Here is a 13,317-nt window from a genome sequence, read left to right as displayed (position 1 = left end):
AGTCGCCCGGGAAACCCTTGTCTTTGGCTAACACTTCCCCTTGCCGGGTGTGTAGGGGACTTGCACCCCCAAGTAAGTGCGCCCTGCCGGGCGCACCAGAAAGGAGGTCGCCGGCTACGCCGGCGAAACAGCCACGCCCGCCAAGCACGACAAGCCAAGAACCGAAGGATGCGGCGAGCGCTGAATCAACGCCCACGCCGGCGCCGCCGCAAGCGGGTCTTGCGCCGGCCGCCGACGCCCGCGACCGGGCCGCGGCCGACGCAGCGCCCGCAGCCCACGCCACGCCCCGGCTCACCCAACCCCAAGCACCCACTCCGCCAGCCTCTTCGCATCGTCCTCTCCCAGATTTCCATGCGGCGGCATGGGAATCCTGCCCCACGCCCCCTTGCCGCCCTCGCGAATCTTCTTCGACAGCGAAGCTGCCGCCTGACTATCGCCCTTGTACCGCGCCGCCACCTCGGCAAACCCTGGCCCCACCAGCTTCGACTGCATGCCATGGCAGGAAAAGCAGCCGCTCTTGTCGGCCAGCGCCTGCATCTCCGCCGCCGTGGCGGCCAGCGCCGCGCCCGGCAACATCGCGCCAACCGCCGCCAGCGCCATCCATTCCTTCTTCATGCCTGTATCCCGATACCGTGGCGACCGAGCCCCGGGCACGCCATGCATCGCCGCTGCGATGCCATGCGCGCGGGGCCGCATCACCGTTGATCCCTCAGCTCTTGTGCAGCTTGAACACCCACACCGAGCCGCCCTGCTCCAGGAAATTCACGCGCTTGGCCACCTCTCCGCCCCACAGCGGCACCGCGCCGCCCCAGCCGGACACCACCGCGACGAACTGCTCGCCGTTCTCTTCCCACGTGACCGGCGGCGCGACCACGCCGCTGCCAGTCTGGAACTGCCACAGCTCCTTGCCGGTCCTGGCGTCGGCGGCCTTCAGGTAGCCTTCCGGCGTGCCCCAGAACACCAGCCCGCCGGCGGTGGTCATGGCGCCGCCCCACAGCGGCGCGCCGTTCTTGACCTCCCAGACGATCTTGCCGGTCTTGGGATTGATCGCGCGCAGCGAGCCGATGTAGTCCTCGTTCAGCGGCTGGATGGTGAAGCCCGCGCCCAGGAACGCCGCGCCCTTCTTGTAGCTGATGGGCTCGTTCCAGATATCCATGCCCCATTCGTTGGCGGGCACGTAGAACAGGCCGGTCTGCGGGCTGTAGGCCATCGGCTGCTGGTTCTTGCCGCCGAGGAAGCCGGGCGCGGCGAACACCGACTTGCCCTTCTTCTCGCCGTTGGCGGCGGCCGGGTCGCCCGGGCGGCCCTCGGCGACGTAGTTCGGGCGGCCGCTCTTCAGGTCGATGCCGGTGGCCCAGGTGATCTTCCTGACGAAGGGAAAGGCGTTGACCAGCTTGCCGCTGGTGGCATCGTTGACGTAGAAGAAGCCGTTGCGGTCGGCCTTGCCGCCCATGCGCTTGCCGTCCAGGTCGAAGGTGACGAACTCGTTCACGCCGTCGAAGTCCCAGCCGTCGTTCGGGGTGTTCTGGTAGTGCCAGACGATCTTGCCGGTGGCGGGATCGAGCGCGACGGTGGAGGCGGAGTACAGGTTGTCGCCCTTGCGGATATGGCTGTTCCACGGGCCCGGGTTGCCGGTGCCGAAGTAGGCCAGGCCGGTCGCCGGATCATAGGTGCCGCCCAGCCACGTGGCCGCGCCCCCGGTCTTCCAGGTCTCGCCCGGCCAGCTGGCGTTCTGGGTGCCGGTCATGCCGATCTCGGTCTTGTTGCCGTCCTTGTCGTACTTGTAGCCCATGTGGCCTTCGACCACCGGCCGCGACCACACCAGCTGGCCGGTCTTCGCGTCGCGCGCGTCGACGCGGCCGACCACGCCGAATTCGCCGCCCGAGATGCCGGTCAGCACCAGGCCCTTGGCCACCAGCGGCGCGGCCGTGTACGAATAGCCGGCCGCGTAGTCTTCCAGCTTTTCCTTCCACACCACCTTGCCGCTGTTCTGGTCCAGCGCCACCAGCTGCGCATCGAGCGTGCCGAAGATCACCAGGTTGTCGTACAGCGCCGCGCCGCGGTTGACCACGTCGCAGCACGGCATGATGCCTTCGGGCAGGCGGTGCTCGTACTTCCACAGCTTGCGCCCGGTCTTCACGTCGAGCGCATAGATGCGCGAATACGAGGCGGTGACGAACATCTTGCCGTCGTGGATCAGCGGCTGCGATTCCTGCCCGCGCTGCTTTTCGCCGCCGAACGAGAACGACCACGCCGGCACCAGCCGGCCCACGTTTTTCGTATTGATGCGCGACAGCGTTGAATAACGCTGGCCCTGCGGGCCCATGCCCCACGACAGCACGTCGCCGGGGGACTTCGCGTCGTTCTCGATCATGGCGTCGCTCACCGCCGCGTGCGCGCCAACGCTCGCCGCGGCGGCCGCGATTGCGGCTATTGCCGCCATTGCCGCCAGCCCTACTCGTATCGTCCTCATTGCCATCTCCTCTCTTGTTTTGGATTTCGCTGGTGCGCCACTGCGCCACACACCAGCACGCAAATGGCAAATCCCATGCCAGTAGGCCGGGGCTCGCTCACGCGCCCTGCAGCCGCACCGCACGGTCGCGGCCCGCGCCAGCGTGCAACACTGCGTTGCAGCTGCGCCAGAATTGAACAGCCAGAGCCGGCGCCTTCACCGCGCCAGCGCGGCTTCCTCGTGCGCCGGGTAGAGATGAATCACGTTGCGCAGGTATTCCGCCGGCAGCGCGCCCCAGCGCGCAAAGGGCTCGGGCACCGGCATCGCCATCACCTCGGCCAGGTCGCGACCCTGCGCCGCGGCCTCGCGCAGGCGCATGTCGAGCCACTGCAGGTAGGCGCGCGTCTGCGCGATGGCTTCCGTGCCGCCCAGTGCGGGCCCGTGGCTGGGCACCAGCAGTCGTGCCCCGCTCTGCGCCATCAGCGCCTGCAGCCGATCCAGGCTGTCGAGCCAGCGGCCGATATGCGCGTGCGGCGTGGTCGGGATGCGCTCACGGAACACCAGCCCGCCGGCAAAGACGATGCCGGCATCGCGGTCCAGCAGCACCAGGTCCGCATCGGTATGGCCTTGCAGGCGGATCAGTTCCAGCGTGCGGCGGCCGACCGTGCGGACGCCGGGTGCCAGTGCGTGAACCGGCGGCGCGGGTTCGGTGCCGCGCATCCAGTCGCCGCACAGGCGGTAGAGGTTGTCGGCATAGACGGCGCCCTCGCGGCGCGCGCCGTCGATGGTCGCGGGCAGCGCACTGGCGCCCACGTCGACATAGGCCTGGTTGCCGAAGAAATAGTCGGGATGCAGGTTCAGGTTCAGCACCAGCCGTACCGGCGCGCCGGTCAGCGTTGCGATGGCGCGGCGCTGCTGCTCGCCATATTCGCGCGACGGGCCGGTGTTGATCACCACCACGCCGTCGCCGGTGTCGATAAAGGCGGTATTGATGATGTTGCAGCCATTGGCCGGCGCGAAGTCGGCATTGGCGCCTTCCAGCAGCCACACGCCGGCGGCGATCTCGCGCGGGGCCAGGCGGTAGTCGGGTGGCTGCGCGGGGGCCGCGGAGACCGCAGCAGTGGCCAGCCACAGCAGCAGCGACGGCAATACGCGCTTCATGGCAACACCCGCGCCGCGATGCGGTTGCCGTTGTTGTCGTGGCCGGCCACGGTCAGGCCCGGCACCACCGCCTCGCGCAGGTCGAACGAGAAGATCGGGTTCTCGGCCACGGGCTCGTGCAGGGTCAGTCGCAACAGCGGCTGCCGCGCCGCGTCGGCCAGCACCAGGGTCTCGAGATGAAACGCCGGGATGCCGGCGACCAGGCCGGTGTCCATCGGGTGCATCACACGCAGCCGCACGCGTGCGCCGGCCTCGCCCAAGGCCGGGAACACGCGCGCCTCGACCCGGTTCAGGGTGCGGCTCCAGCTGCCGTCGCGGCGGGTCGCGCCCGGCACGGTGCAGCCACCGCCGCCGGCGTCGATCCATGTGCTGCCGACATGCCAGGTGCCATCGCGCGTGCGCGCCGCCACCCGCACCGGCGAGGCCTGCTCCAGCTTGAAGCGGAACGACAGCGACGGCCGCACCCGCAGCGGCTCGAACGCCAGCACCGGGCGGATCGGGTTGCGGTCCACCGCCACCACGATGCGCTCGACCTCGCCCAGCGCCGACGCGTCGAACGCAATCGGCACGCGCATCGGGTCTTCGGCAAAGGCCGGCCCGGTCACGCGCACACGGCTGTCGAACACCACCGGGCCCTGCTGCAGCAGCTCCTTGTGGATCCAGGCCCATTGCGGCGACTGCATCGGGTCACGGTGCGAGATCACGCCAGCGGTGCCGGGCTCCGCTGACACAGTGGGACTGGCGAGCGCCAGCCATGTCAGCGCCAGCGCCGCCACCCCCTGCCGACCGCCGGTCATGCCGGCGCCCCGCGGCGCGCCATGCCGCGCTGCGGGTCGTAGCCGCGCAGCGCCAGCGCGAAGAACACCACCGCGCTGGCCGCGACGATGGCCAGGCTGTGCGGCGCCAGCTGCCCGTACAGCGCAAAGCGGATCGCTTCGACCGCATGCGTGAACGGGTTCAGCCGCGCAAGCTGGTACACCGCCTCGGCGCCCGACTCCTGCAGGCGCCACAGCGGATACAGCGCCGAGCTGATGAAGAACATCGGGAAGATGACGAAGTTCATGGTGCCGGCAAAGTTCTCCAGCTGGCGCACATGGACCGACAGCAGCAGGCCGAGCGCGCCCAGCATCAGCGCGGCCAGCGTCATCGCGCCCAGTCCGGCCAGCAGGTGCAGCGGCGCGAAGCGGATGCCGAAGCCCGCCGCCACCAGCAGGAACGCCGCCATCTGCAGCAATGACAGCAGCGTGCCCGCCGCCAGCTTGCAGCCCAGCAGCCAGCCGCGCGGCAGCGGCGCGGTCAGCAGCAGCCGCATCACGCCCATCTCGCGGTCGTACACCATCGCCAGCGACGACTGCATGCCGTTGAACAGCGCGATCATCCCCAGCAGCCCGGGCGCGACATAGACCTGGTATTCGATATAGCTGTCGTACGGCGGCGCGATAGCGACGCCCAGCGCGTTCTGGAAGCCTGCGGCAAACACCAGCAGCCACAGCAGCGGGCGCACCAGCGACGACAGCAGCCGCCCGGGCTGGCGCAGGTACTTGCGCAGCTCGCGGCCGCAGACCGCGCGCAGCGCGCGCCAGCGATGGCGCATCGACGGGGGCAGGACGGCGGGCATGGTCATGGTGTCAGGTGGGGGCGCGGCACGCGGTGTCGGCTTCGTCGGCGCCCAGGGTGTCGAGGTTGTTCTTGGGATGCAGCACGCCTTCGACCGGCGCGGTGCCGATCACGCCGTCTGGGTGCGCCAGCATCAGCGGCTGGCGCAGCTGGCGGTCCCAGCGCCGGAACGACAGCGGCGGACCCTTGAAGCCGTCCACCACCACCTGCCCCGCGGCCAGCGCCTGCGCCTGCGCGGCAAAGCCCGCGGGCTGCCGCACCACGCTCTCGGCAATCGCCTTGACCGCGACCCATGCGGCCCAGTCGTAGCCGGTCATCGGCCGGCCCGCGGCGCGGGCGAAGCGGCGGTTCAGCTGCGGCCCGCCGTTGCGCTCCCAGGCCCAGTGCCAGGCCTGCGCGCCCAGGCCGCTGGCGCCCACCACCGGGCGCGGCAACTGCGTGGCATAGGGCAGGCCGCGCGCGAATTCGCCGTCGGCGTCGGCCACCACCACCACGTCGTAGTCCGCGCCACCGGTCAGCAGCCTGACATTGGCCTGGTCGCGCTCGCGCGGGTCGTTGGACAGCCGGAACGCGCGCTGCGCGCTCCAGGCGATGCCAAAGCGCCGCGCCGCGCCCAGCAGTGCCTCGCGCTGCGCGGCGTCGGCCGGCGACGGCCCGCTCAGCAGCAGCGCGCGGCGCCACTTGCGCGCGGCCAGGTACTGCATCAGCGCGTCGGCGCGCATGCGCATGCTGGGCAGCGTATGCAGCAGCACCGGCGCGCAGCCGGCGCCGCGCAGCGCATCGTCGTCGGCCGAGACATTGAACAGCAGCGCCTCGCCCGGCCTGACCGCGCCCGCCGCGGCCCGCACCGAAGCCGGCGGCAGGTCGAGCAGGATAAAGCGCGTGCCCTGGCGCGCCAGCGCCGCGACCAGCGTGGCGACCTCGGCTTCGGTGCGGGCCTGCTGCGCCTCGACCCGCAGCGACTGGCCCGCGGCCTCCAGCGCAAAACGCGCTTCCGCAGCCGCCACCTGCGCGCCATCGAGCGCGCTGCCCTGCGGCTGGTCGGGATAGCGCTGCGCCAGCCGCCGCGGCGCATGGCGGGCATCGTCGGCCAGCGACACCACCGCCACGCGCACCTGCGCGGCATGCAGTGGCGCCGCCAGCACCACCGCAAGCGTAAAGGCCAGCACCGCCAGCGCCCGCTCAGTCATCGATCGCCACCGAATGCGGCACGCGGCCGGCCCTGAGCGTGGCCACCGCCTTACGGCTGGCGGTGTCGACCACGCTGACATCGTCGGACAGCCCGTTGGCAACGTAGAGCCGCGCGTTGTCGCGGCTCAGCGCCAGCCCCCAGGCGCGCCGCCCCACCAGCACATAGTCCTGCACGCGGCGCGACGCCACCTCGACCACCGCGACATGGTTGGCGCGGCCCAGCCCGATATAGGCGTGGCTGCCGTCGCTGCGCGCCGCCATCCCGACCGGCGTCACGTCTTCCGCGCGCATGCCGCGCGGCGCGAAGGCAATGGTCTGCACCACCTCCAGCGTATCGGTGCGGATCACGCTGACGCTGGCCGACAGCTCGTTGGAGACCCACAGTTCCTTGCCGCCGCGCACCAGCAGCAGCCGGCGCGGCCGGTTGCCGACGCGGATATTGCGCACCACCCTGCGCGTGGCGACGTCGACCACATGCACGAGGTTGGCAACTTCGGAAGCCACGTACACCTGCCGTCCGTCCGCGCTGACCCTGACGCCCTCCGGTTCCTCGCCCACCCCGACCGCGAACACGCGCTTGCCGGAGCCGGTGTCGTAGGCCGACAGCAGCGCGTCTTCTTCGTTCGACACATAGAGCGTGCGGCCGTCCTGGCTCAGGTCGAACAATTCCGGGTCGTCGCCAACCGGCAGCGACGCCACGGTCTTGCGCGTGGCGACGTCGACCACGTCGACGCGGTGGTCGTCGCTGCAGGCCACGTACAGCCGCGCGCGGTCCGGCGACAGCTGCAGGTGGCGCGGCCGCCGGCACTGGCGCCACGACGCCAGCTGCTGGCCGCTGGCGGCATCGTAGGCGGTCAGCGCGTCGTCCTTTTCGCTGGAGACAAAGACCTGGCCGGTGGCGGCGCGCGCGCGGCCACCCTGCGCGCCTTCGGCCAGGCCGGCTGCAACCAGCAATGCGGTGGCCAGCAGCCAGGCGCCGGCAAGCCAGGCGGGGGATGGCATCGGCTTCATGCGCTCAGCTCCGCTTGCGCCGTTTGCGCCGCGCGCGCGACCGACGGCGTCATGGCAAGGAACGCGGCTTCCAGCGTCGCGGCCGCGGTGATCCCCAGCAACGCGGCCGGGGTGCCGTCGAAGCGCACCGCGCCGCGGTCGAGCACGATCACGCGGTCGGCCTGCTCCACCTCCTGCACCAGGTGGGTGGCCCACAGCACGCCGGCGCCGGCATGGCGCGCGAGGCGCCGGGTCTCGGCCAGCAGCTGCACGCGCGAAGCCGGGTCCAGTCCCGCCGTCGGCTCGTCCAGCAGCAGCATGGCCGGTTCATGCAGCAGCGCGCGCGCCAGCTCGACCTTGCGCCGGCTGCCGCCCGACAGCTCGCGCACCGGCGCTTGCGCGCGCGGCGCCAGGCCGAAGGCCTGCAGCAGGCGCGCGATCCGCTGCGCCGCCTCGCGCCGCGGCAGGCCATGCAGGTCGGCATGGAAGCGCAGGTTGGCCAGCACCGGCAGGTCCAGGTCGATGGCGGGCTGCTGGAATACGATGCCCAGCTGCGCCAGCGCGCGCACCGGGTCGCGCCGCATGTCGCGGCACATCACCGTGACCTGCCCGGCATCGGCCACGAACAGGCCGCTGAGGATCTGGAACAGCGTGGTCTTGCCCGCGCCGTTGGGCCCCAGCAGCGCCACGAACTCGCCGCGGCGCACGCACAGCGAAACGCCGTCGAGCGCCACGCGCGCACCGAACGCCTTGCGCACGGCGTCGCAAGTCAGTACCTGGTCGTAACGGGACAGCTCGGCAAGCATGGCGGCGCGGTCAGGGTTGGGATGCCTGCGACAGAGCAAGGCCGATACCATGTGCGACGCAGCACGGCATGACGCATCCGCCCAGCCGTTGCCTGGCCGGCTCCGCAGCGCTGCCAGCCGCAGCCTGGCGGCCGCGCGTGGTGCGATGCGCCGCGCACCACTGTGCCGTCGTGGAACACCGGGCCGCCGGCCGGCAACAGCGGACTGTCCTGTTTTGTGACAGCGCTCGCGCCCGCGCCGTGGCCGGGCGCCGCGCCGCGCACCCGAACCACCGCCATCGAACGCAACACGGTACGAAATCTGCTGAAGCCCTGCCGACAGGCGCGGCCCGATGCAGGCATGCGCCGCTATCCCGAGGAGACGGAACATGCCAGCCATCCCGCGCCCTGCGCCGCCAGGCCAGCGGCCATCCCGCTTGCCGCGCAGTATTGCGCGCCCCCGCGCAGGCACGCACGCCGCGCTGCTGTCCGCGCTGATCACGCTGCTGTGCCAGCGCGCCGCTGTGGCGCAACAGGACAGTGCTGCGCCAAACCGGGACAGTGACCTGTTGCCGGAAGTACTGGTGGTCGCCGCCGCGCCGCTGCCCGGCATCGGCGTCGCCAGCGACCTGGTGCCCTACACCGTGCAGACCGTGCGCGGCAGCGACCTTGGCGGCGCGCGCGCCGGCAACCTGGCCGACTACCTGAACCGCCATCTTGCCGGCGTCAACGTCAACGACATCCAGGGCAGTCCGTTCCAGACCGACATCACCTACCGCGGCTTCCGCGCGTCGTCGATCCCCGGCGTGCCGCAGGGGCTGTCGGTGTACCTGGACGGCATCCGCGTCAACGAGCCCTTCGGCGACGTGGTCAGCTGGGACATGATTCCGGAGGCGGCGCTGGCGAGCGCGTCGCTGGTGTCGAGCGCCAACCCCGTTTATGGCCTCAACACGCTTGGCGGCGCGCTGGCGATGACCACGCGTTCGGGACTGGACTCGCCCGGCTTCACCGCCGACCTGTCCTACGGCAGCCAGGCGCGCAAGCGCGCCGACCTGTCCGGCGGCGTGCGCAGCGACAGCGGCTGGCATGCGTTCGCCGCCGGCACGCTGTTCCAGGAGCACGGCTGGCGCGACCATTCCGAGGGCCGGCTCGGCAACGTCTTTGCCAGGGCGGGCTACGCCGGCGCCAGCAGCAGCTGGGACGTCTCGGTGCTGCATGGGCGCAGCACGCTGACCGGCAACGGCCTGGTGCCCAGCTATAGCGCGGCCGACGGCGGCACCGTGCCCGAGCTGTACCAGTCCAACCGGCGCGCGGTCTACACCTACCCTGACCAGACCCGCAACCTGGTCACGCAGGCGGCGCTCAACGGCCGCCACTGGTTCGACGACAAGACCAGCGCCGCGGCCATGGCCTATGTGCGCAACAGCCGCCGCGACACCGTCAACGGCGACGTCAACCCGGACTACGAAGCCTATGCCGAAGACTGCGAGGACGGCTTCGACGCCGACGGCAGCCCGCGCGGCGACGACTGCGGCATGACCCGCGCCCAAGGCGCGGCGCTGCACCCGGCGGTGCTCAACACCAGCCATATGCGGCAGCAGACCGTGGGCATGGCGCTGAGCCTGGCGCGGGAGGGCGAGCACCACGTGCTCAATGCCGGCCTGACGCTCGACCGCAGCCGCCTGACGTATTCGCAATACGCGCAGCCCGGCAGCTTCACCGACGACCGCGGCGTGGTCGCCGACCGGGCCGAGGCCAACGCCTTGTTCTCCGGCGTCAGCGGCAACGCGCGCACGCTGGGCCTGTACCTGTCCGATACCTGGTCGCTGACGCCCACCACCTTCCTGACCGCGTCGGCGCGCTGGAACCATGTCACTGTCATCAATACGCTGCGCAACAGCGACGGCAGCGAGCAGCCGCGCGAAAGCTTCACCTACCGCCGCCTGAACCCGGCGCTCGGGCTGGCGCAGAAGCTGGGCGGCGGCGTCACGGTATTCGGCGGCTATGCGCAGAACAACCGCGTGCCGACCGTGCTCGAGCTCGGCTGCGCCGATCCGGAACGGCCCTGCCGGCTGCCGGCGGGCCTGCAGGCCGATCCCTACCTGAAGCAGGTGGTGTCGCATGCGTTCGAGGCCGGCGTGCGCTGGCACCCGCGCCCGCACACCGAGGTCGCGGCGTCGCTCTATCGCATCGACAACCACGACGACATCCTGTTCGTGCGCGCACCGAACACCCAACTGGGCTACTTCGCCAACTTCGACCGTACCCGCAACCAGGGGCTGGACCTGAGCGCGCGCCATCGCCTCGGCCCGGTCACGCTGCGGCTGGCCTACAGCTATCTGCAGGCCACCTACCAGTCGGCCGGCGCGCTGGCCGCCGGCGAACGCACCATCGAGATCCGCCCGGGCATGCGCATGGCCGGACTGCCGCGCCATACGCTCAAGCTGGGCGCGGACTGGCAGGCGCTGCCCGGGCTGGTGCTGGGCGCCGACCTGGTGGCGGTGTCGGGCTCGGTTTCCAGCGGCAACGAGGACGGCCTGCGCAGCGACCCGCAGCCGGGCCAGGCGCCGCAGGCCGCCGACTGGAGCACGCCGGGCTACGCCACCATCAACCTGCGCGCGGCGTACCAGGTCGGCAAGCGCGTCGAGATCTACGCGCGCGTGGCCAACCTGCTCGATCGCCGCTACCAGACCTATGGCCAGATCGCCAACGACGTCTTTCCCGGCGGCAGCCTGGTGCGGCCGCATGTGGCCCCGGGCGATGCCGCCAGCGCGCTGTTCGTCGCGCCGGGCGCGCCGCGCAGTTTCTGGCTGGGCGTGGTGTTCCGGATGTAGCCCCGGCGGTCTTCACGATTCCTTACAGACAACGGCGCTGGCACAATCTATTCTCCTGTCGCAAATGGAATCCCCCACAACAAGGAGAATGCAATGAAATCCGTCCTGGCCCTTCTGGTCGCGTGCAGCGCACTGCTCGGCGGCTGCGTGGTAGCCCCTTATGACACTTACGGCGGCGGCCCGCAGGGTTGCCCGCCGGGGCAGGCCAAGAAAGGCAATTGCCGCGTCGACGCGTACGGCAACGAGTCGTTCTGCCCGCCGGGCCAGGCCAAGAAGGGCCGCTGCTAAGGCTGCGCGGGGCCGGCGGCGGCATGCCGGCCGGTTGCGCCTGGCGGGCCGGCAGCCGGACAATGGCTGCGGACATTCCTTCTTGCAGGAGCGCGCCATGCCACCCCGGTCCCTGCCCCGCCGTCACCTCGTCCTCATTTGCCTGGCCGCCGCGCTGCTCGGCGCCTGTGCCACGCTGCAGCCGGAGCAGACCGGCCAGCAGATGATAGGCAGCCCTGAAAGTGCGGTGCGCCAGACTTTCGGGCCACCCACCGAAACCCACCGCCTGGCCGACGGCACCACCCGCTGGCTGTGGTCGACGCAGCCCTTCGGCCATGCGGTTTACGCCGCCGATTTCGATGCCGCGGGCAGGCTGGTCCGCTACCGCCAGATGCTGACCGAGGCCGAGATCTACCGCGCCCGGGTCGGGGTCTGGACCAAGCAGGACGTGCAGCAGCACTTCGGCCTGCCGCGCGAGCCGGTGCAGTATTACCCGCTGATGCAGCGCGAGGCCTGGTCCTGGCGCATGTACAAGGACGGGCTGCAGACGGCACACTTCAGCTGCTATTTCGACAACGCCGGCGTGCTGCGCCAGACCATGATCATCGTCGATCCGCTCGGCGGCGACGCGCGCCGCGCGCGCTGACGCTGCCGCTTGCGTTGAGGCTGTCGCCGCGGCCGGTGCCAATGCCGGCAGCAGGGGCTCCCCGGCCCCGCCATCGTTTTGCGCGCAGAATGGAGCCGATGCGGCAATGCCCGCCAACCTCCATGCGGAAAACCAACGTGACCACAGCCATCCTGCTCGAGAACATCCACCAGAGCGCCAACGCCCGGCTGGCCGAAGCCGGCCTGCAGGTCGAGCGCCGCACCGGCGCGCTGGCCGGCGCCGAACTGCGCCAGGTGCTGGCCGATCATGACGTGATCGGCATCCGCTCCGCCACCCACCTGCGCGGGGACGATATCCGCAGCGCGCCGCAACTGCTCTCGATCGGCTGCTTCTGCATCGGCACCTCGCAGGTCGACCTCGACGCGGCCACCGCCGCCGGTATCCCGGTCTTCAACGCGCCCTTTTCCAACACCCGTTCGGTGGCCGAGCTGGTGGTCGCCGAAGCGGTGATGCTGCTGCGCCGGATCCCCGAGAAAAACACGCTCGCGCATGCCGGCAAATGGGCCAAGGGCGCCGCCGGTGCGTTCGAGACGCGCGGCAAGACCATTGCCATCGTCGGCTACGGCAATATCGGCTCGCAGGTGGGCGTGCTGGCCGAATCGATGGGCATGCGCGTGGTCTACTACGATGTGCTCGCGCGGCTCTCGCACGGTTCGGCCCGCGCCGCGGGATCGCTCGAAGAAGCGGTGTCGCAGGCCGAGGTCGTGACGCTGCACGTACCGGCCACGCCGCGCACGCGCAACATGATCGATGCCAACATCCTCGCCGCATTCAAGCCCGGCGCGATCCTGATCAATGCCTCGCGCGGCAGCGTGGTCGACATCGCCGCGCTGGCCGCGGCGCTGCGCGAGAAGCGGCTGGGCGGCGCGGCCATCGACGTGTTCCCGGAAGAACCCAAGACCAACCAGGACCCGTTCACCAGCGAGCTGCAGAACCTGCCCAACGTGCTGCTGACCCCGCACGTCGGCGGCAGCACCGAGGAAGCGCAGGAAAACATCGGCACCGAGGTCGCGGCCAAGCTCGCGCACTTCCTCGCCACCGGCGGCACCATCGGCGCGGTCAACTTCCCCGAGGTCGATCCCGGCCCGCTGCATGCGCCGGCGCGCCTGCTCAACGTGCACGGCAACGCGCCCGGCGCGCTGGCGGCGCTGAACACGCTGCTGGCGCAGGAAGGCGTCAACATTACCGGCCAGCACCTGCAGACGCGCGGCCACACCGGCTATGTGGTCACCGACCTGGATCGCGCGCCGTCCGAGCAACTGATGCAGGCGCTGCAGACCCATGCCGGCTTCGCGCGCTCGCGGCTGATCCTGCGCGGCGCGGCGTAGCCCCGCGCCATCGTTGCCGGAGCCAT

The 13,317-nt window shown here is 70.9% G+C and carries 12 protein-coding genes; 4 read left to right on the top strand and 8 right to left on the bottom strand.

All coding sequences use genetic code 11. The features are described from left to right. Positions 1-291 precede the first annotated feature (291 nt). The 8 genes from A2G96_RS24095 to A2G96_RS24060 all read right to left on the bottom strand — a co-directional run bounded on the left by A2G96_RS24095 (position 292) and on the right by A2G96_RS24060 (position 8,217). The gene (locus A2G96_RS24095) at positions 292-615 is read right to left on the bottom strand and encodes a c-type cytochrome (protein WP_062802730.1); all 324 of its coding nucleotides are present in this window, start codon (positions 613-615) and stop codon (positions 292-294) included. A gap of 94 nt (positions 616-709) precedes the next feature. After that, entirely contained in the window at positions 710-2,473 is a 1,764-nt protein-coding gene (locus tag A2G96_RS24090; RefSeq protein ID WP_062802729.1) for a PQQ-dependent methanol/ethanol family dehydrogenase, read from the bottom strand. Between the two features lie 195 nt (positions 2,474-2,668). Continuing rightward, positions 2,669-3,613 carry a quinoprotein relay system zinc metallohydrolase 1 gene (locus tag A2G96_RS24085; RefSeq protein ID WP_062802728.1) on the bottom strand — a complete coding sequence of 315 codons (945 nt, stop codon included), beginning with the start codon at positions 3,611-3,613 and terminating at the stop codon, positions 2,669-2,671. After that, positions 3,610-4,410: a quinoprotein dehydrogenase-associated SoxYZ-like carrier gene (locus tag A2G96_RS24080; protein WP_062802727.1), complete on the bottom strand. Its 801-nt coding sequence runs from the start codon at positions 4,408-4,410 to the stop codon at positions 3,610-3,612. Before A2G96_RS24080 ends, A2G96_RS24085 begins: the two co-directional genes overlap by 4 nt. Beyond that, positions 4,407-5,237 carry an ABC transporter permease gene (locus A2G96_RS24075; RefSeq protein ID WP_082819088.1) on the bottom strand — a complete coding sequence of 277 codons (831 nt, stop codon included), beginning with the start codon at positions 5,235-5,237 and terminating at the stop codon, positions 4,407-4,409. Before A2G96_RS24075 ends, A2G96_RS24080 begins: the two co-directional genes overlap by 4 nt. Before the next feature lie 4 nt (positions 5,238-5,241). Beyond that, the gene (locus A2G96_RS24070) at positions 5,242-6,420 is read right to left on the bottom strand and encodes an ABC transporter substrate-binding protein (RefSeq protein WP_062802726.1); all 1,179 of its coding nucleotides are present in this window, start codon (positions 6,418-6,420) and stop codon (positions 5,242-5,244) included. Next, positions 6,413-7,432 carry a PQQ-dependent catabolism-associated beta-propeller protein gene (locus A2G96_RS24065; protein WP_062802725.1) on the bottom strand — a complete coding sequence of 340 codons (1,020 nt, stop codon included), beginning with the start codon at positions 7,430-7,432 and terminating at the stop codon, positions 6,413-6,415. Before A2G96_RS24065 ends, A2G96_RS24070 begins: the two co-directional genes overlap by 8 nt. After that, on the bottom strand, positions 7,429-8,217 hold the full coding sequence (locus A2G96_RS24060; RefSeq protein WP_062802724.1) for an ABC transporter ATP-binding protein: 789 nt from the start codon (positions 8,215-8,217) through the stop codon (positions 7,429-7,431). The genes A2G96_RS24065 and A2G96_RS24060 overlap by 4 nt, the downstream gene beginning before the upstream one ends. A gap of 367 nt (positions 8,218-8,584) precedes the next feature. Between A2G96_RS24060 and A2G96_RS24055 the strand changes: the two genes are divergently transcribed. The 4 genes from A2G96_RS24055 to serA all read left to right on the top strand — a co-directional run bounded on the left by A2G96_RS24055 (position 8,585) and on the right by serA (position 13,291). Further along, on the top strand, positions 8,585-11,029 hold the full coding sequence (locus tag A2G96_RS24055) for a TonB-dependent receptor (RefSeq protein WP_062802723.1): 2,445 nt from the start codon (positions 8,585-8,587) through the stop codon (positions 11,027-11,029). 93 nt (positions 11,030-11,122) lie between these two features. Continuing rightward, complete coding sequence (locus tag A2G96_RS24050; protein ID WP_062802722.1) at positions 11,123-11,317, top strand: hypothetical protein; 195 nt, start codon at positions 11,123-11,125, stop codon at positions 11,315-11,317. A 97-nt stretch (positions 11,318-11,414) separates the two neighbouring features. Continuing rightward, on the top strand, positions 11,415-11,942 hold the full coding sequence (locus A2G96_RS24045) for a hypothetical protein (protein ID WP_062802721.1): 528 nt from the start codon (positions 11,415-11,417) through the stop codon (positions 11,940-11,942). Between the two features lie 122 nt (positions 11,943-12,064). Then, positions 12,065-13,291: a phosphoglycerate dehydrogenase gene (serA, locus tag A2G96_RS24040; RefSeq protein WP_062802720.1), complete on the top strand. Its 1,227-nt coding sequence runs from the start codon at positions 12,065-12,067 to the stop codon at positions 13,289-13,291. Positions 13,292-13,317 lie beyond the last annotated feature (26 nt).

The sequence above is a fragment of the Cupriavidus nantongensis genome, from assembly GCF_001598055.1.
Lineage (GTDB): Bacteria > Pseudomonadota > Gammaproteobacteria > Burkholderiales > Burkholderiaceae > Cupriavidus > Cupriavidus nantongensis.
Note: the sequence above shows the minus strand (reverse complement) of the source record. Positions and strands in the feature narration are given on the sequence as shown.

Coding starts and splice junctions, on each gene's coding strand:
- A2G96_RS24095 (WP_062802730.1), bottom strand. CDS start 615: ATGAAGAAGGAATGGATGGCGCTGGCGGCGGTTGGCGCGATGTTGCCG.
- A2G96_RS24090 (WP_062802729.1), bottom strand. CDS start 2,473: ATGAGGACGATACGAGTAGGGCTGGCGGCAATGGCGGCAATAGCCGCA.
- A2G96_RS24085 (WP_062802728.1), bottom strand. CDS start 3,613: ATGAAGCGCGTATTGCCGTCGCTGCTGCTGTGGCTGGCCACTGCTGCG.
- A2G96_RS24080 (WP_062802727.1), bottom strand. CDS start 4,410: ATGACCGGCGGTCGGCAGGGGGTGGCGGCGCTGGCGCTGACATGGCTG.
- A2G96_RS24075 (WP_082819088.1), bottom strand. CDS start 5,237: ATGACCATGCCCGCCGTCCTGCCCCCGTCGATGCGCCATCGCTGGCGC.
- A2G96_RS24070 (WP_062802726.1), bottom strand. CDS start 6,420: ATGACTGAGCGGGCGCTGGCGGTGCTGGCCTTTACGCTTGCGGTGGTG.
- A2G96_RS24065 (WP_062802725.1), bottom strand. CDS start 7,432: ATGAAGCCGATGCCATCCCCCGCCTGGCTTGCCGGCGCCTGGCTGCTG.
- A2G96_RS24060 (WP_062802724.1), bottom strand. CDS start 8,217: ATGCTTGCCGAGCTGTCCCGTTACGACCAGGTACTGACTTGCGACGCC.
- A2G96_RS24055 (WP_062802723.1), top strand. CDS start 8,585: ATGCCAGCCATCCCGCGCCCTGCGCCGCCAGGCCAGCGGCCATCCCGC.
- A2G96_RS24050 (WP_062802722.1), top strand. CDS start 11,123: ATGAAATCCGTCCTGGCCCTTCTGGTCGCGTGCAGCGCACTGCTCGGC.
- A2G96_RS24045 (WP_062802721.1), top strand. CDS start 11,415: ATGCCACCCCGGTCCCTGCCCCGCCGTCACCTCGTCCTCATTTGCCTG.
- serA (WP_062802720.1), top strand. CDS start 12,065: ATGCGGAAAACCAACGTGACCACAGCCATCCTGCTCGAGAACATCCAC.